The sequence below is a fragment of the Streptomyces sp. NWU339 genome (assembly GCF_003143855.1).
In the GTDB taxonomy this organism is placed as follows: Bacteria; Actinomycetota; Actinomycetes; order Streptomycetales; family Streptomycetaceae; genus Streptomyces.
This window is the reverse complement of the sequence record NZ_QFRK01000029.1, coordinates 95,195-113,301: the sequence shown is the minus strand read 5'-3', so window position 1 is coordinate 113,301 and position 18,107 is coordinate 95,195. Positions and strand designations below refer to the sequence as shown.

General features: G+C 69.2%; 17 protein-coding genes. 8 read left to right on the top strand and 9 right to left on the bottom strand.

The window, feature by feature from the left end:
- The first annotated feature begins 241 nt into the window (after window positions 1-241).
- Both DIZ27_RS28585 and DIZ27_RS28580 read left to right on the top strand, forming a co-directional pair.
- Entirely contained in the window at window positions 242-1,888 is a 1,647-nt protein-coding gene (locus tag DIZ27_RS28585; RefSeq protein WP_109381328.1) for an ATP-binding protein, read from the top strand.
- Window positions 1,885-2,559, top strand: a complete 675-nt coding sequence (locus DIZ27_RS28580; protein ID WP_109381327.1) for a response regulator — start codon at window positions 1,885-1,887, stop codon at window positions 2,557-2,559. Before DIZ27_RS28585 ends, DIZ27_RS28580 begins: the two co-directional genes overlap by 4 nt.
- 107 nt (window positions 2,560-2,666) lie before the next feature.
- On the opposite strand, the gene DIZ27_RS28575 is transcribed toward DIZ27_RS28580, so the two are convergent.
- Window positions 2,667-4,616, bottom strand: coding sequence for a hypothetical protein (locus DIZ27_RS28575; RefSeq protein ID WP_109381326.1), 1,950 nt, complete (start codon window positions 4,614-4,616; stop codon window positions 2,667-2,669).
- 189 nt (window positions 4,617-4,805) lie between these two features.
- A complete protein-coding gene (locus tag DIZ27_RS28570) occupies window positions 4,806-7,430 on the bottom strand; it encodes a D-alanyl-D-alanine carboxypeptidase (RefSeq protein ID WP_109381325.1) in 2,625 nt (874 codons plus the stop codon).
- A 247-nt stretch (window positions 7,431-7,677) separates the two neighbouring features.
- Between DIZ27_RS28570 and DIZ27_RS28565 the strand changes: the two genes are divergently transcribed.
- The 3 genes from DIZ27_RS28565 (at window position 7,678) to DIZ27_RS28555 (ending at window position 10,049) form a co-directional block, all read left to right on the top strand.
- On the top strand, window positions 7,678-8,436 hold the full coding sequence (locus tag DIZ27_RS28565) for a GPP34 family phosphoprotein (protein WP_109381324.1): 759 nt from the start codon (window positions 7,678-7,680) through the stop codon (window positions 8,434-8,436).
- Between the two features lie 338 nt (window positions 8,437-8,774).
- Entirely contained in the window at window positions 8,775-9,632 is an 858-nt protein-coding gene (locus DIZ27_RS28560) for a helix-turn-helix transcriptional regulator (protein ID WP_109381323.1), read from the top strand.
- A gap of 225 nt (window positions 9,633-9,857) precedes the next feature.
- Window positions 9,858-10,049, top strand: a complete 192-nt coding sequence (locus DIZ27_RS28555) for a DUF397 domain-containing protein (RefSeq protein WP_109381322.1) — start codon at window positions 9,858-9,860, stop codon at window positions 10,047-10,049.
- A gap of 241 nt (window positions 10,050-10,290) precedes the next feature.
- Here the strand turns inward: DIZ27_RS28555 and DIZ27_RS28550 are convergent, their stop codons facing one another.
- Together DIZ27_RS28550 and DIZ27_RS28545 are read right to left on the bottom strand one after the other, a co-directional pair.
- A complete protein-coding gene (locus DIZ27_RS28550; protein ID WP_109381321.1) occupies window positions 10,291-10,800 on the bottom strand; it encodes a glutathione peroxidase in 510 nt (169 codons plus the stop codon).
- Window positions 10,801-10,809: 9 nt separating this feature from the next.
- Window positions 10,810-11,799: a helix-turn-helix transcriptional regulator gene (locus DIZ27_RS28545; protein ID WP_109381320.1), complete on the bottom strand. Its 990-nt coding sequence runs from the start codon at window positions 11,797-11,799 to the stop codon at window positions 10,810-10,812.
- An 87-nt stretch (window positions 11,800-11,886) separates the two neighbouring features.
- Here DIZ27_RS28545 and DIZ27_RS28540 point away from each other — a divergent pair, with 87 nt between their 5' ends.
- The gene (locus tag DIZ27_RS28540) at window positions 11,887-13,131 is read left to right on the top strand and encodes an MFS transporter (RefSeq protein ID WP_109381319.1); all 1,245 of its coding nucleotides are present in this window, start codon (window positions 11,887-11,889) and stop codon (window positions 13,129-13,131) included.
- Window positions 13,132-13,213: 82 nt separating this feature from the next.
- On the opposite strand, the gene DIZ27_RS28535 is transcribed toward DIZ27_RS28540, so the two are convergent.
- The 3 genes from DIZ27_RS28535 to DIZ27_RS28525 all read right to left on the bottom strand — a co-directional run bounded on the left by DIZ27_RS28535 (window position 13,214) and on the right by DIZ27_RS28525 (window position 15,248).
- A complete protein-coding gene (locus DIZ27_RS28535) occupies window positions 13,214-14,041 on the bottom strand; it encodes an SAM-dependent methyltransferase (RefSeq protein ID WP_109381318.1) in 828 nt (275 codons plus the stop codon).
- A 137-nt stretch (window positions 14,042-14,178) separates the two neighbouring features.
- Window positions 14,179-14,388, bottom strand: a complete 210-nt coding sequence (locus DIZ27_RS28530) for a DUF397 domain-containing protein (RefSeq protein WP_109381317.1) — start codon at window positions 14,386-14,388, stop codon at window positions 14,179-14,181.
- An 8-nt stretch (window positions 14,389-14,396) separates the two neighbouring features.
- The gene (locus DIZ27_RS28525) at window positions 14,397-15,248 is read right to left on the bottom strand and encodes a DUF5753 domain-containing protein (protein WP_109381316.1); all 852 of its coding nucleotides are present in this window, start codon (window positions 15,246-15,248) and stop codon (window positions 14,397-14,399) included.
- Between the two features lie 232 nt (window positions 15,249-15,480).
- Between DIZ27_RS28525 and DIZ27_RS28520 the strand changes: the two genes are divergently transcribed.
- Window positions 15,481-15,894: an ATP-binding protein gene (locus DIZ27_RS28520; RefSeq protein WP_109381315.1), complete on the top strand. Its 414-nt coding sequence runs from the start codon at window positions 15,481-15,483 to the stop codon at window positions 15,892-15,894.
- Between the two features lie 155 nt (window positions 15,895-16,049).
- Here DIZ27_RS28520 and DIZ27_RS28515 read toward each other — a convergent pair whose 3' ends face one another.
- Window positions 16,050-16,553, bottom strand: a complete 504-nt coding sequence (locus DIZ27_RS28515) for a GNAT family N-acetyltransferase (RefSeq protein ID WP_109381314.1) — start codon at window positions 16,551-16,553, stop codon at window positions 16,050-16,052.
- Window positions 16,554-16,714: 161 nt separating this feature from the next.
- Between DIZ27_RS28515 and DIZ27_RS28510 the strand changes: the two genes are divergently transcribed.
- Entirely contained in the window at window positions 16,715-17,494 is a 780-nt protein-coding gene (locus DIZ27_RS28510; RefSeq protein WP_109381313.1) for a hypothetical protein, read from the top strand.
- Between the two features lie 139 nt (window positions 17,495-17,633).
- On the opposite strand, the gene DIZ27_RS28505 is transcribed toward DIZ27_RS28510, so the two are convergent.
- A complete protein-coding gene (locus DIZ27_RS28505; RefSeq protein WP_109381312.1) occupies window positions 17,634-18,086 on the bottom strand; it encodes an Lrp/AsnC family transcriptional regulator in 453 nt (150 codons plus the stop codon).
- Between the last annotated feature and the right edge of the window lie 21 nt (window positions 18,087-18,107).

The following is an 18,107-nucleotide window of genomic DNA, read 5'->3' as shown; positions in this document are numbered from 1 at the left end:
GTTGGGGACCATGATCCGCAGTCCGGTGACGGGCTCGTCGCTCTTGCCCGTCTCCTTCTTCTCCGCGGTGGCGCCGCAGGCGCCTACCGCGAGCATGGACATGGCGGCCAGGGCACTGACGACAGCAGCTGTGCGAGTTCTCATGGCTTGTCTCTTTCGATTCCTGCAGTCGTACGCCATGATTGTGCGACTCGTGAGACACCACGTCTGTGTTGTGTCAGCATTAAAGATTGAGTTCATTGTGGTCGTAACTTTTCGCCGCCATACCCTCGCGGGCGAGCTGCTGGTACTCCAGCTCGCCATCATCGTGGTGGTGCTGCTGGCGGTCGCCGCCGTCTCGCTGGCCCAGTCGGAAGCGACCTTCAACCGGGTCGAGGGACGCCGGGTCACCGCGCTGGCCGAGCAACTGGCCGGCAACCCCCTGGTGTCCAGCCAGCTCGGCCGGCCGGCGCCGGGTGAGACGCTCGCCCCGCTCGTGCAGACCACGCTGACCCAGTCGGGCGTCACCTCCGTGACGGTCGCCGACAGCAGCGGCAGGATCGTCAGCTCCACGAATCCCACGGTGATCGGTACAAGGCTGTCGCTCGGCCCCGGCGTCGCCGAGGCCCGCGGCTGGTCGGGGGATCTGGTCCTGGACGGTGCCCACGAGCTGGTGGCCCAGGTGCCGGTGCTCAAAGCGACTCAACCGGACCGCGGCCGGCACCTCGGCACAGTGATGATCGGTGAGGCGTCACCGACGATCTGGCAGCGGCTGAGCGGCGCGTCGTCGTATCTGCTCGCCTACCTCGGCATTGCGAGCGGGCTCGGTCTGATCGGATCGTGGCTGCTGGCCCGGCGTACCAAACGCCAGACCTTCGGTCTGGAGCCACGCGAGATCGCGGGGCTCGCCGAGCACCGCGAGGCGATGCTGTACGGGATCGCGGAAGGCGTGATCGCCCTCGACCCGCAGTTGCGGCTCACCCTGGTGAACGAGGTCGGCAGGCGGTTGCTCGATCTGCCCGAGCACTGTGTGGGGATGAGCCTGGCCGACCTCCGGATCGAGGGTCGACTGCACGACGTGCTCGCCGGATCCCCCGATGACACGACCGAGCGGCGCGACGAAGTCGTCATACGCCGAGGCCGGGTACTGGTGATGAACCGGATGACCGTCACCAAGGACGGCCGCCGGCTCGGCTCGGTCACGACCTTGCGGGACCGCACCGAACTGGCGCAGATGGAACGCGAGATCGGATCGTTCCGCAGCTCCGCCGAGTTGCTGCGCGCGCAGGCCCACGAGTTCGCCAATCAGCTGCACACGATTTCCGGGCTGATCCAGATCGGTCAGCACGACGAGGTGGTGCAGTACGTCCGCGCGCTGAGCCGACACCGCCAGTCACTGGACACGACCCTGACCAGACGGGTCCGCGACATGGCCGTCAGCGCTCTGCTGATGGCGAAGTCCTCACTCGCGGCTGAACGGAAGGTCGTGCTGCGCGTCTCGGAGCACACGGCGCTCGGTCGGCTGGCGCCGGAGGACTCCGTGGACGTGGCGACGGTGATCGGCAACCTCGTCGACAACGCCGTCGACGCCGCGGCGGCGGGCGGTGACGGCCACGATGCCTGGGTGGAGGTCGAATTGCGGCAGGACGCCTCCAGCGTGGAGATCGTGGTGCGCGACTCGGGCCCCGGCGTGGAGCCCGAACTCGCCCAGGAGGTCTTCCTGCACGGCTTCACGACGAAGGCCGCCCAAGAGGGGGAGCGCGGCATCGGGCTGGCGCTCACCCGGCTCGTCTGCGAGCGCCACGGCGGCGAGGTCGCGGTGGCCAACACGCCCGACGGCGCCATGTTCACCGCGAGGATGTCCGTCGGCAACCCGGCCGGCGCGGTACCGGAAGGAGCCTCCCGATGATCGATGTACTGGTCGTCGACGACGACTTCATGGTGGCAGGTGTCCACCGGACCTTCGTCGACCGCGTCGAGCCCTTCCGGGTCGTCGGCACGGCGAACACCGGTGAGCAGGCGATCGCGGCCGTCGGCGAGCTGCGCCCCGACCTGGTCCTGCTCGACCTCTATCTTCCGGACATGTTCGGCCTGGACGTCATTCCACGCCTGCGGACCGCCGGGCACGACTGTGACGTCATGGTGATCAGCGCCTCGCGCGAGGCCGACGCGGTCCGCCGCTCCGTCCGTCAGGGCGTTGTCAACTACCTGCTGAAGCCGTTCGAATTCGAAGACCTGCGCTTTCGTCTCGAGCGGTACGCCGCCCAGCGCAACAGCCTGCTCACCACAGTCGTCAGAGGCCAGGCCGACGTGGACCGGGTGCTGACCGGGGCCAGCTTGCCGGCACCGAGTGCCGCGCTGCCGAAGGGCATGAGCGTGGAGACCGCAGAGCTGATCGAACGCACACTGTGCGGTACCGACGAAACGCTGTCCGCCGCCGAGTGCGCGGCCCGGACCGGTGTCTCCCGGGTCAGCGCCCGCCGTTACCTCGAATACTTCAACGACACCGGCCGCGCCGAGGTGTCCTTGCGGTACGGAGTCGCCGGCAGACCCGAGCGCCGTTACGGTTGGCGCGCCTGAGACTGTTTCTTTCGGTCCCGCCGGTTCCTCCGGTCCCGCCGGCTCGTCCTCCTCCTTTGGCGGGGCATGCCTGCGAGGGCTCCGCCGATCAGCGTCAGCGCAGTGCGTCAGCGCAGCTCGTCCGGGCAGGGGGTGCCGCGCGGCACGGTGTACGGCGCCGCCAGCCGGTACGTGCCCGGCTTCGGCGCGAGCAGCACCGTCCACTTGTCGCCGTTCGCGTCCTCCTCCGTCTCCATCAGGCAGCCGTTGACGTTGTCGTACGTCTTCGGCACGTCCTCCGTGTCCGCCGCGTCTTCTACGTTCCCGGAGCCGTCCCCGTCGGAACGCTCCTTGGACTCCTCCGTCTCCTGCGGCGGCTGCAGCTTGTTGCCCTCCGCGTCGACGATGCTCAGCCACGGCGAGTACGGGATGCGCACGAGGACGCGGCCCGCCTTCTCGACCCGCATCGTCATCCCGCCCTGCTCGGCCCGCTCCACGACCGTGTTCGGCTCGGCCAGCGGGGTCGGTTCGCTCACCTCGAACAGCTGCCAGTTCGCGTCGCCCCAGACCTGCTTCAGATAGGGCAGCCCCCGCTGGACCAGCTCCCGCTCCCGCTGACCGCCGTCACCGTCCGGCTCGTCCTTCGGCAGCACCACGAAGTGCACCGCCCAGCGCTTCAGCCATTCGTGGTAGTTCGCCGAGTTGAGCGTGTCGTCGTAGAAGAGCGGATTGCGCTCCATGTCGGCCTGCCGGTTCCAGCCCCGGGCCAGATTGACGTACGGCGCGAGCGCCGAGGCCTCGCGGTGCGAACGCGCCGGCACGACCTCCACCCGCCCCCGCTCCGCCCCGACCTCCTGGAGCTCGTTCACCAACGGCGCCAGCTCACGCGCCCACGACGCGGCCGGCGTGGTGTGCACGACGTCGTCGACCGACTTGAAGCCGATCCACCCGACGAACCCGACGAACGCCACGACGATCGCGTACCACTTGCGGCTCCGCGGCACCGCGAACGGCAGCGCCGCCACCAGAGCCACCCCGGCGAACAGCATCGCCAGCCGCGTCATGTTGGAACCGATCTGCGAACTGACCAGCCAGACCAGCACCACGCCCAGCCCGTACACCGCGGCCGTGATCCGGACCGTGAGCCACTCCCGGGGCACCAGGACGGCCACCAGGACCGAGAACACCAGCGGCAGGACCACCGAGCCGAACCCCATCGGCTGCGTCCCCGCGAACGGGAACATCCAGGCCGACACCGCCACCACCGCGGTCGGCCCCAGCCCCAGGGCCCACGCCCCCGGCCGTCGCTTCTGCAGGAACAGCGCCACCGCCACCAGCCCCACGAACAGGCCCGCGACCGGCGAGGACATCGTGGCCAGCGCCGCCAGCGGTGCCGCGCACAGCGCCTTCGCCCAGCGCTTGTAACGCCAGCGGTACGGCCAGCAGAACACCACGGCGACCGCGGCCAGCCCGAACATCATGCCCAGCCCGAACGTCACCCGCCCCGAGGCCGCGTTGCCCAGCAGCCCGAACACGCCCGCGAGCGCCGCCCACAGGGGATTGCGCAGGCCGGGGAGGCTGCGGATCAGCAGCATCGTCAGCAGCGCGGCCGACGCCGTCCCCGCGAGCATCATCGTCGTCCGCACACCGAGGAGCGACATCAGGTACGGCGACACCATGCTGTACGACACCGGGTGCATACCGCCGTACCAGGCCAGGTTGTACGCGGAGTCGGGGTGCCGGCCGACGAACTCGGCCCAGGCGTCCTGCGCCGCGAGGTCGCCGCCGCTGTTCGCGAAGGTGAAGAACCAGACGATGTGCAGCGCGCCGGCGAGAGCGGTGACGGACAGCACCGGGTGCCGCAGCATCCGGGCCCGCACCGCGAGGACGGCGGCCTTTGGGCGGGAGATCCGCGTGGGGGCGGGGGCAGCGGGGTCGGCATCCGAGGCGGCTTCGGAGCCGTGCTCAGGGTCGGGTGTGCCGCCCGGCGGCCGATCTGCTTCCGAGGCGTGTATTCGCGGGCCGGACCCCGGGCCCGGATCGGCGTCGTCGGCGCGTGTCGGCTCCGCAGTGGCCACCTGAAGGCACTCCCCGTGTCCCGTCTTCTGTTCGCGTTCCGTTCGCGGTCGCGGCCGTCCGCCGTGGTGCTGACATCCGCGTCCCGGTCACGGCGACCTGCCCGTTTCGTGACGCTAGCACGCACCCCGCCGACCGGCGCCCGGGCGGGCGCCGACCGGCGGGGTACGATGCCCGCCGCTCGCCGTGGATCAGCCGAGGCGAGTCAGCTTGGCGGCGAAGCCCGGTTCGGCGAGGTCGCTCTGGAGCTGGACCGGGACCTCGACCGAGCCCTCCGTGCCGTCGCCCACAGTGAGCATGCCGACCTTGGTGCCGGCCGACGCGGTGTGCGTGATGTCGTCGGCGGAAAGGTCCAGCTTCACCTTCAGACCGGCCCAGCCGACCGCGGTGACGTCCTTGGTGACGACGACCGGGGTGTGACCGCCGAGCTGGTCGTCGACGTACCCGACGACGTCGCCCTTCTTCAGGATCTTCTCCGAGGTCGGCACCTCCTGCGCGGCGAGCAGCGCGGTCTTGCTGACCGCGTTGACCAGGTCGAGGGTCGACTGTGCCTTGCGCTGGCCGAGGATCGCGCCGACGATGGTCACCGTCTGGCCGTCGACCTTCTTGCGGGTGGCGAAGAGCAGGTTTCCGCCGGCCGCGGTGGTGTTGCCGGTCTTGAGGCCGATCGCGCCGATGGTGTAGGGCAGCTGGTTGTGGTTGCTCCAGTACTCGCCGGTCGGGTCCGTCCAGCTGGCCACACTGGTGATGGCCACCATGGCCGGGATCCTCATGGCCGCGATGCCGAGCTTCACCTGGTCCTCGGCGGTGGAGACGGTGGTCTTGTCCAGACCGGACGGGTCGGTGTACGTCGTGTCGGTCATCCCGAGCTCCTTGGCGGTGGCGTTCATCTTCTCGACGAACGCCTCCTCGGAGCCCGCGTCCCAACGCGCCAGCAGGCGGGCGATGTTGTTCGCAGAGGGGATCATGACCGCGGACAGGGCCTGCTTCTGGGTGAGGAAGTCGCCGGCCTTGACGGTGTTGAGGGTGGACTCGCCCTGCTGGTCGTAGCCGCCCTCCTTCTCCGCCGTCGGGTCGATCTCGATCTTCGGGCCTTCCTCGCCCGGCTTCAGCGGGTGGTCGCGCAGGATGATGTATGCGGTCATGGTCTTGGCGACCGAGCCGATGGCGACCGGCTTCTGCTCACCGAAGTGGTCCATCGCGCCGATGCCGTCGACGCTCATCCAGCCCTGGCCCTCGTCGGGCCAGGGCAGCTTCACCTGGTCGCCGTCGAAGGTGTGGGTGTCCTTCGCGGTGAGCACCAGGGCGGGAGTCGGTAGCGGCCGCATGCTCTGCACGACCGCGAAGACGATCACCAGCAGAACGGCCAGCGGCGTCCAGATCTTGACCCGTCGCACGGCCGTCCGCAGCGGGGTCTCCGGCGGCGGCGGGGTGTTGGTCAGCTCGGCCAGCAGGTCTAGCGGCGGCTTGGGCGGCAGCGGCTGCTGCCTCGTCAGCTCCGGCCCGACCTGCGGGACCGAACGGGTGGCGGCGGCGGGGGAAGTGACGGGCGATGCGGCGGCTGGCGACGCGGAGGGCGGCACCCGGAGCGCGGTGGTGACGGAGTCCCCGACCCTCGGGGCCTTGCGCACATCGGGGTCGTCCAGATCCTTGAGCGGCACGAACTTGCTGGTGCGTTCGGCCGCGGACTCGGGCTGGGGGTCGGGGGCGGACCGGCCCTTGTCCTTGGTCTTGGCCTCGTCCTCGCCGTCCTCGCCGTCGAGGTCGGTTTCCGCCGCCTTGTCATCCGCCTTGTCGTCCGTCTTCTCGGTGGCCTTGTCGGCGTCCTTGGCCGCGTCACCCAGCTTCAGCATGGTGGTGGGCTGATCGACGGCGGGCGCGGAGGGGCGCGGGGCCTTGAAAACGGCGGTGGGCTGATCGGTGGGGGGCGCGCCGGGGGCAGCCTCGTCGGTCTCGTCGGCCTCGGCCTCGTCGGTCCCGACGGCGGACTCGGCGTCGACGTCGTCGGTGCCGCTCGCCTTGTTCGCGTCGGCTTCGGGGGCAGCCTCGTCGGCCTCGGGGGTCGCGTCCGTGTCGGTGCCGTCGCCGTCGTCATCGGCGGCGGGGGTGTCGGCGACGACGGGGGCCGTGTCGGCGTCGGCCTCCGGTGTCACCTCGGCGTCGGCGTCGGCCTCCGGTGTCACCTCGGCGTCGGCGTCGGCCTCCGAGTCCGACTCCGACTCGTCGTCACCGTCGGCTTCGGAAGCCTCGCCTGAGCCCTCGTCAAGGCTCTCGCTGCCGTCCTGGCCGTTCCGGGCGTCCTGTTCGTCCGTGCCGTCCCCGTCACCGTCCTCGGCCTTCCGGGGGCTCTCCGCGCCCTTCCCCGGCCCGTCCTGCTCCGTCCGCTCCGCCTCGTCCGCAGACCGCACCCACGAGGCGGCGACGGCCTGCAGCCGTCCGTCACCATCCGTAGCGAAATCGTCACGCCCGTCGGGTGCGGCTTCCTCGGCCCCGGAGCCCGACTCGGCGGAATCCGAGGCCTCTTCGTCCTCCCGGTCCTCCCGGCCCTCCCGGACCTCCTCATCGGGCTGCGCATCACGCACCGACAGCACCCGGGTGGCCGTATCGACGTTCCCCGCGGAGCCCTTGGCCGACGCGGAGGACTCCGACGGCGTCGACGACGACGCCGCGTCCCGGCCCACCGGCAGCCGGGGGTCCCGCTTCTCCGCGGAGTCCTCCGTCGCACTCCTGGCCTCGGGAACCGGACCCGCGCTCCCCGGCGTCGGTTCTGCCGACGACTCGCGCTGCTTCGACCTGTCGGGGGACTCGCCCGCCACCGATGCCTCCTCCGTGCGTCGCGCGTCCGCGCGTACGCCTACCGAACCGTGAATCCGCAATCCGCCCGTCCGGAACAACGCTCAGCGGCGCTGTCCGAACCATGTACCAGTGTCCTGTGTACGGGCTTCCCCCACGTGGTAGACGAGAACGACATACCTGTCGGTTCCCTTACGAACCGGTCACGCACCCTCGACAGACCGATGTGAGAGGGGTCACCCTGTCATTCATCCACGCGGGGAGGCATGGATGGGCAGGAGCCGCAGAACACTTCCGGAAGAGCTTTTGCTGCTGGCATTGGACCCGGCCACGGGTACCACTGCGCAGCCGCAGTCGCTCGACCTCGGTCTGGCCGGAGCACAGCTAGTGGAGCTGGCGCTGGCCGGACGGATAGCCCCGGACGGGGATCGTATCGCCGTGGTGGTGCCACGGCCGACTGGAGATCCGACTTTGGACTGCGCGTTGGAGCTGCTGCGAAGGCGCGGCGCTCCGGTTCGGGCCGTCCACTGGATCGGCGGGCCGCGTCTCGGGCTCCGCCAGACCTACCTCTCGCATCTGGAGCGGTGCGGCATGGTGCATGCCGTGGCCGGCCAGATGTGCGGGGTGTTGCCGACGACTCGCTACCAGGCGACGGACACCGAGATCAGCCGGGAGATCAGGGCCCGGCTGGACTCCGCGATCCGCACCGGCGTGCCGCCGGACCCGCGGACCGCGGCGCTCGCCGCACTGGCGCACGCGGTGGGCCTCGGCAAGCACCTGTACCCGGGGAACGAGGGTCGCTCCTCGCGTTCCCGGTTGCGGGACCTGATCCGGCACGACCCGATGGGCGGCCTGGTGGCGCATGCCGTGATGGACGTGCAGAACGGTGTGGCGGCCCAGCCACGCCGTGGCGCGGCCCCGGCAGGCGGCCGTCAGGCCACCCCCGGCGGCCGGGGCGGACCGGAACCCGCCCGAGGGGTACCGGCCCAGCCGCGCCACGGATCCATGGCGCGCGCCGCCGCCCACTAGGCCGACCGGGCTCACTGGGCCCTGGTTCGGCCACGGCACCGCAGGTCCGGTCACGGGAGCCGCTGTTCGAGCGGGGCGGAGAGAGTTCACGGCTCTCTCCGCCCCGCTCGGCATGCCGCGAACCGGCGGACCTCACGACTGATCGACGTCACGACCGGTCGACGCCACCCGCCCGTACCGGTCCGTCGCGTCACCACACCGCGAACTGCCGGACAGTGGTCGCATATCCACTGTTTCCCAGCGGTGGGAAGCACCTTGGTGGCAGTCTGCTCAACACCAGATACGCAAAGTGGCAAGTACGAGTAAGTACGAGGCACGCAGCCGGAGGTGCACGTCCCGTGGCGTCCAATGTCAATCCCACCGTCAGGCGACGCCGGCTGGGCCAGGAGCTCCGCAGGCTCCGCGAGCTCAAGGGCATGACGGCCGAGGAAGTGGCGGAACGACTGCTGGTGTCGCAGTCGAAGATCAGCCGGCTGGAGAACGGCCGGCGCAGCATCAGCCAGCGTGACGTCCGCGACCTCTGCGGAGTCTACGAGGTGGAGGACCAGCGGGTCGTCGAGTCGCTGATGCAGATGGCCAAGGACTCGCGCCAGCAGGGCTGGTGGCACGCCTTCGGCGACATCCCGTACAGCGTCTACATCGGCCTGGAGACGGACGCGGAGTCGCTCAGGGTCTACGAACCGCAGATCATCACCGGCCTGTTGCAGACCCGCGCGTACGCCGAGGCGATCGTCCAGGGCGGTTCGCCCGAGTCGTCCGACCAGGAGAACGACAAGCGGGTCGAGGTGCGCCTGCGCCGACAGGGCCGTATCACCGCCGACAAGGACCCGCTGCGACTGTGGGTGGTCCTGGACGAGGCCTCGCTGCACCGGGTCGTCGGGAGCAGGCAGGTCATGCGTGAACAGCTGGAGCGCGTCATGGAGTTGTCCCAGCTGCCGCACATCACCGTGCAGGTGCTGCCGTTCGAGGTCGGCGCGCACTCCGGTATCAACGGCCAGTACTCCATCCTGGAGTTCGCGGACGCGGCCGACTCGAGCGTGGTGTACATCGAGGGCGTGACCAGCGACCTGTACCTGGAGAAGCCGCACGACGTGCAGAAGTACACCGTGATGTACGAGCACTTGAGGGCGCAGTCCCTGAACGTGGAACAGTCCCGCCGGCTGCTGGAACGCGTCGCGAAGGAGTACGCGCGCTGACCCCCTGGGAGGAGAGGGCGGGATGCTATATCGCTGACACGCCTGACTGAAGGTGCTCTTGGAATATGTCACCCAGTCGAGTGAATGGCTCCGCCGGAGAAGGATGCCGACGAGTAGCGTCGATCACGCCAACCACGAACGAGGGCTGGCGAAATCCGTTCTGCGGGTCCCTGCCGGAATGCGCAGCCCGGTGACAGCAACTCAGCAACTGGCTACGGAGCGAACATGGCAATTCGTCTGGGCACCACGGAAACGTGGACGACGTCCTCCTACACCAACAACAACGGCGCGTGCGTGATGGTCAGGTCGACCACCGAGGAGGCACTGGAACTCGGGGACACCAAGATCCCCGAGGGTCCGAAGCTGGCCTTCCCCGCGGACGCGTGGACCGCTTTCGTGGCCTCGGTGAAGGCCTGAGAAGGCCGGAACCGAACAGAGCTCCACGGAGCCCTCTCGACGAGACCGCCGTCCTTGCCGAGAGGGCTCGACCCACCCCGCAACCCTCTCGGCACGGCGAACGACTCCCCGCAGCTCACCTCACCGCACCACGTCGGCCCAGCGGCTCACCGACTCAGCGGCTCACCGCACCGGAAAAGCGACGTCGCACACCGGATCCCCGACCCCGGACGGAATCCGGAACCGGATGGGGCGGCTGCTGCTAACCGAGCGCGCTCTCGACCGCCGCCACGACCTCCGCCGCCTCCGGCTCGGTCTGCGGCGAGAACCGGGCGACGACCTTGCCGTCCCGCCCGATCAGGAACTTCTCGAAGTTCCAGCGGATGTCCCCGCTGTGCCCCTCGGAGTCCGCGAAGTCCACCAGCCGCTCGTACAGCGAGTGCCGCCCCTCCCCGTTGACCTCGACCTTCTCGGTCATCGGGAAGGTCACCCCGTACGTCGCGGAGCAGAACTCGGCGATCTCCTCCGAGGTGCCCGGCTCCTGCCCCATGAACTGGTTGCAGGGCACCCCGAGCACGGTGAAGCCCCGCGCCGCGTACTTCTCGTGCAGCCGCTCCAGCCCGGCGTACTGCGGCGTCAGCCCGCACTTGGAGGCCACGTTCACCACCAGCACGACCTGCCCCGCATACCGCCCCAGCCCGGCGGACCCACCGCTCAGAGCACCGATCTCGACATCGAGGGGAGAAGAACCGTTGGTCTCTGCAATCGTCATACCCGGATGCTAACTCCGCCCGCTACGGGACATCCCCGTACCCGCCTCCAAGAGCACCTCACCGGCCGCCGTCCGTACGTACAACACGGACCGCCCCGCCCGGCCCCACCGCTCCACCAGCCCCGCGTCCAGCAGCACCCGCAGATGCCGGCCGACCGACCCCAGCCCCTGACCGGTCACGGCGACGAGCTGGCTCGTACTCATCGGGGAACCGAGCAGCACCAGCACCCGGGCCCGCGCGCCCCCGAGCAGCGCCCCCAGACTCACCGGCACCGCCCGACCGCCACCGTCGGCGAGCGCACCCGTGCACGGGTACACCAGGGCGTACCGGTCCGTCCCCTCCCACGACACCCAGCCCACACGCTGCGGCGTCACCGGTACGAACACCAACTCGGCCCCGGAGATCTCCCGGGGCGGATACTCGTGCAGGTTGACCTGGAGCCGGCTCTCCCCGAGCCACCGCGTCCCCGGCCGCAGGGCGTCCAGCACGGCCGCCCAGCCACCCCGCCCCACCTGTGCCACCCGCGCCACCACATCGGCCTCGAGCACCCGCCGACGCCGCGCCCAGTAGGGGCGCACGGTCTCCTCCCAGACCCACGTGAGCAGGTCCGCGGCGCGTTCCGGCAGGTCGTCGCGCTCCAGCAGCGGGGGGAGCGGACCACGCAGGGACAGACCGAGATGCTCCCGAGCGACCGCGGGCGAGACGCCGCGCACCCGCGCGACCTCCTCCTCGAAGGTCTCCCCGCCCCTCGGAGTCGGCGTCAGGAAATCGGCGATCCACTCCACCCCGAGCCCGGACGGGACGAGCAGTTCGGTGACCGGGTCGTGGGCCAACCGCGCTCGGTAGGCGGGCAGATGAGCATCGAGCCACTGCCGCTCACCGGGATGCGCGGCATTGGTGGCGTGCAACAGCCGCAGACTCGCAAAGGTCTCGGCACACGGTGACAGTACGAACCGGCTCGCGGCCAGCGTGTCCGCGCTGACCTGCCACCACCCCACCCCAAGTTCCCCTTCCCATGGCAGAGTTGCTTTCGCACACCGGCGAAACAATAACGCCGCGCACCGCCCCTCCCCAGACTTCCGCGCATGCGCAGTTACAGGGACCTTTTCCGCACCCCGGAGTTCACCCCGCTCTTCCTCACGGCCGCCGCCCAGACGGTCGCCCGGACGACGAGCGGCCTCGCCCTGGCCACCCTGGTCTACCGCGAGACCGCCTCACCCCTGCTGTCCGCACTGGCCATGTTCGGCCCGTCCCTCGCCCACGTCCTCGGCGCGACGCTCCTCATGTCCGCCGCCGACCGTCTGCCACCCCGCGCCGCGGTGACCGGTCTGGCACTGCTCTACGCGGCCGGTACGGCCGTCATGGCCCTGCCCGCCCTGCCGATCACGGCGCTGTTCGCGGTCCTCCTCCTCAAAGGACTGGCGGAGTCGGTCGGCGGGGGAGTCCGCTGGGGCCTCCTCAACGAGATCCTCCCCAAGAACGGCTACCTCCTGGGCCGCTCGCTCTTCAACATGATGAGCGGAATCATGCAGATCGCGGGCTACGCGGCGGGCGGCATCCTGGTGGCTGTCCTCTCCCCGCACCTGTCACTGCTCCTGGCGGCGACGCTGCACACCACAGCCGCCGCGGCCGCCCGCCTGGCCCTGACCCGCCGTCGCCCGCGCGCCTCCGGCCGCCCCTCCGTACGAGCCACCTGGCGCGCGAACGCCGCCCTCTGGTCGTCCCCACCCCGCCGCCACGTCTACCTGGCCCTGTGGATCCCCAACGGCCTGATCGTCGGCTGCGAATCCCTCTACGTCCCCTACGCCCCCGAGGCCGCCGGCACCCTCTTCGCCTGCGCCGCCTTAGGCATGCTGGCCGGCGACATCACCATCGGCCGCCTGATCCCGCCCAGCCGCAGAACCCGCCTGGGCACCCCACTCCTCCTGCTCCTGGCCACCCCGTACCTCCTTTTCACCCTCCACCCACCCGTCCCCGTGGCCGCCGCCCTGGTCGCCCTGGCCTCGATCGGCTTCGGAGCGAGCCTGGTCCACCAGGAGCGCCTGATGACCCTCACCCCGCCCCACCTCTCCGGCCACGCCCTCGGCCTCCACTCCTCAGGCATGCTCACCCTCCAGGGCCTCTCCGCCACCCTGTCCGGCACCCTGGCCCAACTGACCACCCCGGCGACCACCATGACAGCCCTCGCGGCGACGTCCCTGACGGTGACAGCAGCACTGGCCGCGGCGGCGAAACGCCACGGCAAACGTTGTGAACCGTCGGAGTCGCCAGCACCATCGCCGTTCACCACCGCGGAGCCGAACCACAACCGCCCACAAGACCACAGGTGATCATCAGTGATCAGTCTGTTGCTGTCCAAACGAGCAGGGGAGCCGATATGGATCGGCTCCCCGTCCCGCCCTGCGCCAAGCTTTACGGCTTGCGCCCCACCCCGCAGAAGGCATCTACGGCCTTCACGTCGTCCTCGTCCGGCGCGTCGGTATCCGGTCGCCATTCCGGGACCCGGACGACCCCCGGCTCCAGCAGCTCCAGGCCGTCGAAGAAACCGGCGATCTCCTCGACCTCGCGTACGTAGTACGGTACGGCGCCGCTCGCGTTGTACGCGTTCGACGCCGCGATCATGCCCTCGCTGGTGGCCGTACTGTCGCTGATCACCAGGTAACTCCCCGAAGGAAGCCCCGCCATGAGCCGGCGCACCAGATCACGCGCCTGCTCGTAGTCGGCGACATGACCGAGCGTGTTGAGGATCATCAGCGCGACGGGCTGGGACATGTCCAACGTCCCGGCGGCGGCCCGCAGGACGGACTCCGGGTCGTAGAGATCGGCGTCCAGATAGTCGGTCCGGCCCTCGGGGGTGCTGGTCAGCAGGGCGTTGGCGTGGGTCAGCACGATCGGGTCGTTGTCGACGTACACGATCCGCGCGTCCGGAGCGACGCGCTGCGCCACCTGGTGCGTGTTGTCGGCGGTCGGCAGCCCCGTACCGATGTCCAGAAACTGCCGTATCCCCTGCTGCCCGGCCAGATGGCCGACGGCCCGCCCGAGGAACCGTCGACTGGTCTGAGCCACGTCGACCAGCCCGGGGAAGATGCCCTTGATCTGGTCCCCGATCTCCCGGTCGACCTTGTAGTTGTCCTTGCCCCCGACGAAGTAGTTCCAGAACCGCGCCGAGTGCGGCTTCGTCGTATCGATGCGGGCACGTGTCTCGAAACCGGCACTGTCCGGGGTGGTGTCCTTCGACACGGCTGAGCCTCCTGTGATGAGCGCGATCAGTGCGCCCAACGTAGGCGAACGTGACCGGATTTCACCCTGGTTGGCGACAAACTCAGCGACCGAAGCACCTGTTCCAGCCACTTCACCGCGCAGAAGGGTGCTGAGTACTACACGGGGTACTCCGGCCGGTCCTTCAGGCCGCCGACAAAGGCGGCGAACACCGGAGCGGAGACGGAGAGAGCGGCACGGGCCGGGTACTTCGAGTCGCGGATGGCTATGCGGGCGTCATCAGCCTCCGAGATCTCCACGCAGTCGTTGCCTTCGCCGCCACCGGAGAAGGAGGACTTGCGCCAGCGAATAGAGGGGTGGGCGGTCATCGGGTTCCTCACAACTCCTTGGTCAACTCATGGATGAGGTCACGTGACTGATCTGGGGCGAGTGACCGTTCGCTCACCCTATGGAAGAGCTTCCGGAAGTGTTCCAACTGGGCTTCGGAGTCGAGGAGTGCTGTGCCGTGAGGGGCATCGCGTACCACGGTGTCCAGACGGGGGACCGGTCCACCCAGGTGCACCATGGTGCTCCCAGCGCCTGCGAAGTCGTCCAGTGCGAAGGGAATGACCCTGACCGTGACATGGTCGGCATCGGACATCTCGAGTACGCGCGTCAGTTGAGCCCGAGTCGCAGCACGTCCGGCAACCCTGATCCGGAGCGCTGCTTCATGGATCACGGTGTCGTACGGGATCGGATCTGGGCCTTCGATGATGATCTTCCGCCGCATCCTGTGTGACACCCGGTGTTCCACCTCCGAGTCCGGGAATTCCGGGTTCATGTAGGCGAACAGGGCCCGTGCGTAGTCCTCCGTCTGAAACAGCCCCGGCACGTGGATGACCGCCACGTCCTTCCGGAACTTCGCGTGGTGCTCCAACTCGGCGAGATCCAGGTACGCGGCGGGCAGAAGACCTCGGTAGTCCTCCCACCAGCCGCGGGCCCGCTCAGTCGCCATGGAGACCAACGCGTCGATCAACTCGACTTTCGAACAGGAATAGTTGGCGGCAAGGCGGCGTAGCCGTTCCTCGCTTACACCGGCGAGGGCGGATTCGATGTGGCTGATCTGCACGGGGCTCACTCCGAGCAGCGCCGCCGCCTCCCGAGCGGCTAGCCCCGCAGCGTCACGGAGGCGACGCAACTCGGTCGCCAATCTCAACTGACGCGCCGTCGGTTCGCGCCTCAAGGCCATCGACTGCTCCCCAATCCAATGCGCCAGTGAACGCAACTCGTTCGGGGTCAGATTACGCGAACCGGCTTGCGTGACATGAAGAATTAGACCTACCGTCGGCGATGTATCGAGCGCTCTGTGTGAGCTTGAGTGTCGGAAGTGCACCGCTTCGCCCTGCCGTGGCGTGGCGGCAGTGACACCGTCGCCCGTCCTCCGCAGCGCATCCCAACTCCCTCACCCAACTGGAGTTCGCATGCCCGAAACCGAACCGTGGGAGTACTCGCTGTACATCCCGAACGACCCACGAGCTGTCACCATCTGCCGTCGCACCCTGCGTCTGATCCTCACCATGCACGGCCTGATTCGCCTGGTCGACGTCGCGGAGCTGGTGGCGACGGAGCTGGTTTCCAACGCCGTACGTCACACCAAGGGGCCGGTGGCGCTGCGGGTGCGCTGGTCGGCCAACGGCGTCCTGAGGATCGGGGCGTGGGACGCGGACCCGTCACCGCCGGAGCCGCCGCGCCCCTTCGCCCCGGAGCTGGAGGGAGAGGACGGGCGGGGCCTGGCACTGGTGCGGGCCTGCGCCGACGTGTGGGGCTGGCAGCCGCTGGCCAGGGAGGGGAACAGGGGGAAGTGCGTATGGTGCGAGCTGGGCGCCGCTGGGTGACCGAGTACCTCGCGCGCAGGCCCCGTCCTTCAAGGCAGGGTCAGTAGTCGGGTCGCCTGGGGTGACCCGAGTGCTGACCGATCTCGGCATGCCCGGCGCTCCGCCGGAGCGCACTCGAGCAGGTGTGCATGAAGCCCCGGGAGCGTGCTCTCGCGTCACGGCAACGAGCGTGTGAGCCAGACCACTTCACCGTTGTCTTCCGTGGAAACGTGGTCCCGCTCGAACCCGAGCTTCTCAAGGACACGGAGCGACGGTGTGTTCCATGCGCCGACGGTCGACCAGAGCCGCTTCCGCCCGGTCGCGACAGCGGCATCGAGCACCGCCCTGGCCGCCTCGGTGGCGTAGCCACGCCCGTGCGCGCGCTGGAACAGCTCATACGCGATTTCAGGCTCCTCCAGGGTGGAGCGGCCGATGATCAGCCCGCAGTAGCCGATGAAGTCGCCTTCGTCACGGCGCTGGATGGGCAACAGGGCGATCCCCGTAGTCGCCGTCGCGGTGAGCAGCTCCGCGATGGACGTCCGGATGTGCTCAACCGTGGGGGTCCCCTTGCCGCGTTCGGAGAGGAGGACGCAGAACTCGGCGGCGTCCGACTCGGCCCACGGCCGCAGGATCAGCCGCTCGGTCTCAAGGTGGAACGGCATCGTCTCGTACGTAGTCATGCCCCCACTCTGTCCCACGGATCATCACGAACGAGCCATGCTCGTGACCTGTGGATCGGCTCGGAGAGGTACGTGAAAGGCGTACCTTCCCGAGTGATTGACTCATGGTCACCGAGTAAGTGGGCCTCTGACAACTCCGACAGCAGGGAGCGTTTCTTCCGATGACCACACAGCCCGCACGCCCTGAGCGCAGCGGTCCTGAGACCGCCTCGGTCATGGATGTCTCGCCGTTCAAGCCTTCTCTCGTCAAAGCGGTGTTCAGGGACGTGACCCCGATGCACGTCTCTCGGTCGGCCGCGTGGGCCGCCGCGTCGGTGACGCGGACAGTGCTGACGGAGATCATCGATGGCGCGAGGAGAGCGGCGGCGGAGGAGGCCCGGAAGAAGCTGATTCCCAGGGACCTTCTCTCGGCGATCGACCGGAACATCGAGCTCCAGGTGGGGGACAAGTGGTACGACCACAGCCCGACGTTTCGAGGCCTGACCGGTGTCCTGTACGACGCCGAGGGTGTCATCGTGCCTTCTCGTAAGCGCAGCAGGTCGCGCAAGCCGAGTGCTGTGGTCGGCGCCCACAGGTTCGAGGCCGGGGTCAAGAAGCTGCTGCGGAGCCAGGGGGCGACGGCAGTCCCGGCGATGGTCCGCGACCTGGACGGAATCGCGAGCGTGTTCCTGACGGATCTCGCCCGGGACGCGGCCATGGTCGTCCGCGAGGGCGGGGTCAAACGTTTCGGTACGGTCACCCTGACGATGTCGGGCGAACCGACCCCACCCCCGTTCCTCGAGGATTCCCTCCGGGCCCTGTCCACCCGCAGGGGGGACGGGCGGACCATCGGCAGGGATGACATCCTGGCCGCCACCACGATTCAGTTGTTCGGCGGCAACCTCAGGCAGCGAGCCCTCACCGAAGCACGCGAGGCGACACAGAACACTTCGGCCGGCTGAGCGGGTGCGACCAACATCGCCGCCTGCACCCTCATCTGCTACCGCAGACTCGCCAAATGAGATGGCCGCTAGGCCCGCGTTGGCGCGTGGGCCGGGAAGGCGCGCCCGGGCTGAGCGGCGTCCGGCCTGCGCCGGCGGTCTATGCGGGCAAGGGCCGGTCGTCGACGACGTTCTTCATGACGAGGGTGGAGGTCAGGCGCTGTACTCCGGGCAGGCGGGCGAGTTGCTGGTCGTAGAGCTGCTGGTAGGCGGTGAGGTCGGTGGTGGCGACCCGCAGGAGGTAGTCGGGTTCGCCGAAGAGCCGTTGGGCCTGGAGGACGTGCGGGATGGCGCTCACCGCTTCTTCGAAGGAGGTGACGGTGTCGGGATCCTCCCAGCGCAGCGTGGCGAAGACGAGGGTTTCGAAGTGGAGGCCGACGGCGGCGGGGTCGACGACGGCGCGGTAGCCGCGGATCGCACCTTCGCGTTCGAGGTCGCGCAGGCGGCGGTGGCAGGGCGAGACGCTCAGCTGCACACGTGCGGCGAGTTCGGTGACCGTGAGACGGCCGTCCATCTGCAGCTCAGCAAGAATCTTCCGATCTAGAGCGTCCATGAAGAAGATTCTCCTCCAGTA

Bases quoted from the DNA above. Each gene is read 5' to 3' on its own strand.
- DIZ27_RS28580 (WP_109381327.1), top strand. From the start codon at position 1,885: ATGATCGATGTACTGGTCGTCGACGACGACTTCATGGTGGCAGGTGTC.
- DIZ27_RS28565 (WP_109381324.1), top strand. From the start codon at position 7,678: ATGGGCAGGAGCCGCAGAACACTTCCGGAAGAGCTTTTGCTGCTGGCA.
- DIZ27_RS28555 (WP_109381322.1), top strand. From the start codon at position 9,858: ATGGCAATTCGTCTGGGCACCACGGAAACGTGGACGACGTCCTCCTAC.
- DIZ27_RS28550 (WP_109381321.1), bottom strand. From the start codon at position 10,800: ATGACGATTGCAGAGACCAACGGTTCTTCTCCCCTCGATGTCGAGATC.
- DIZ27_RS28540 (WP_109381319.1), top strand. From the start codon at position 11,887: ATGCGCAGTTACAGGGACCTTTTCCGCACCCCGGAGTTCACCCCGCTC.
- DIZ27_RS28530 (WP_109381317.1), bottom strand. From the start codon at position 14,388: ATGACCGCCCACCCCTCTATTCGCTGGCGCAAGTCCTCCTTCTCCGGT.
- DIZ27_RS28525 (WP_109381316.1), bottom strand. From the start codon at position 15,248: ATGGCCTTGAGGCGCGAACCGACGGCGCGTCAGTTGAGATTGGCGACC.
- DIZ27_RS28520 (WP_109381315.1), top strand. From the start codon at position 15,481: ATGCCCGAAACCGAACCGTGGGAGTACTCGCTGTACATCCCGAACGAC.
- DIZ27_RS28515 (WP_109381314.1), bottom strand. From the start codon at position 16,553: ATGACTACGTACGAGACGATGCCGTTCCACCTTGAGACCGAGCGGCTG.
- DIZ27_RS28510 (WP_109381313.1), top strand. From the start codon at position 16,715: ATGACCACACAGCCCGCACGCCCTGAGCGCAGCGGTCCTGAGACCGCC.
- DIZ27_RS28505 (WP_109381312.1), bottom strand. From the start codon at position 18,086: ATGGACGCTCTAGATCGGAAGATTCTTGCTGAGCTGCAGATGGACGGC.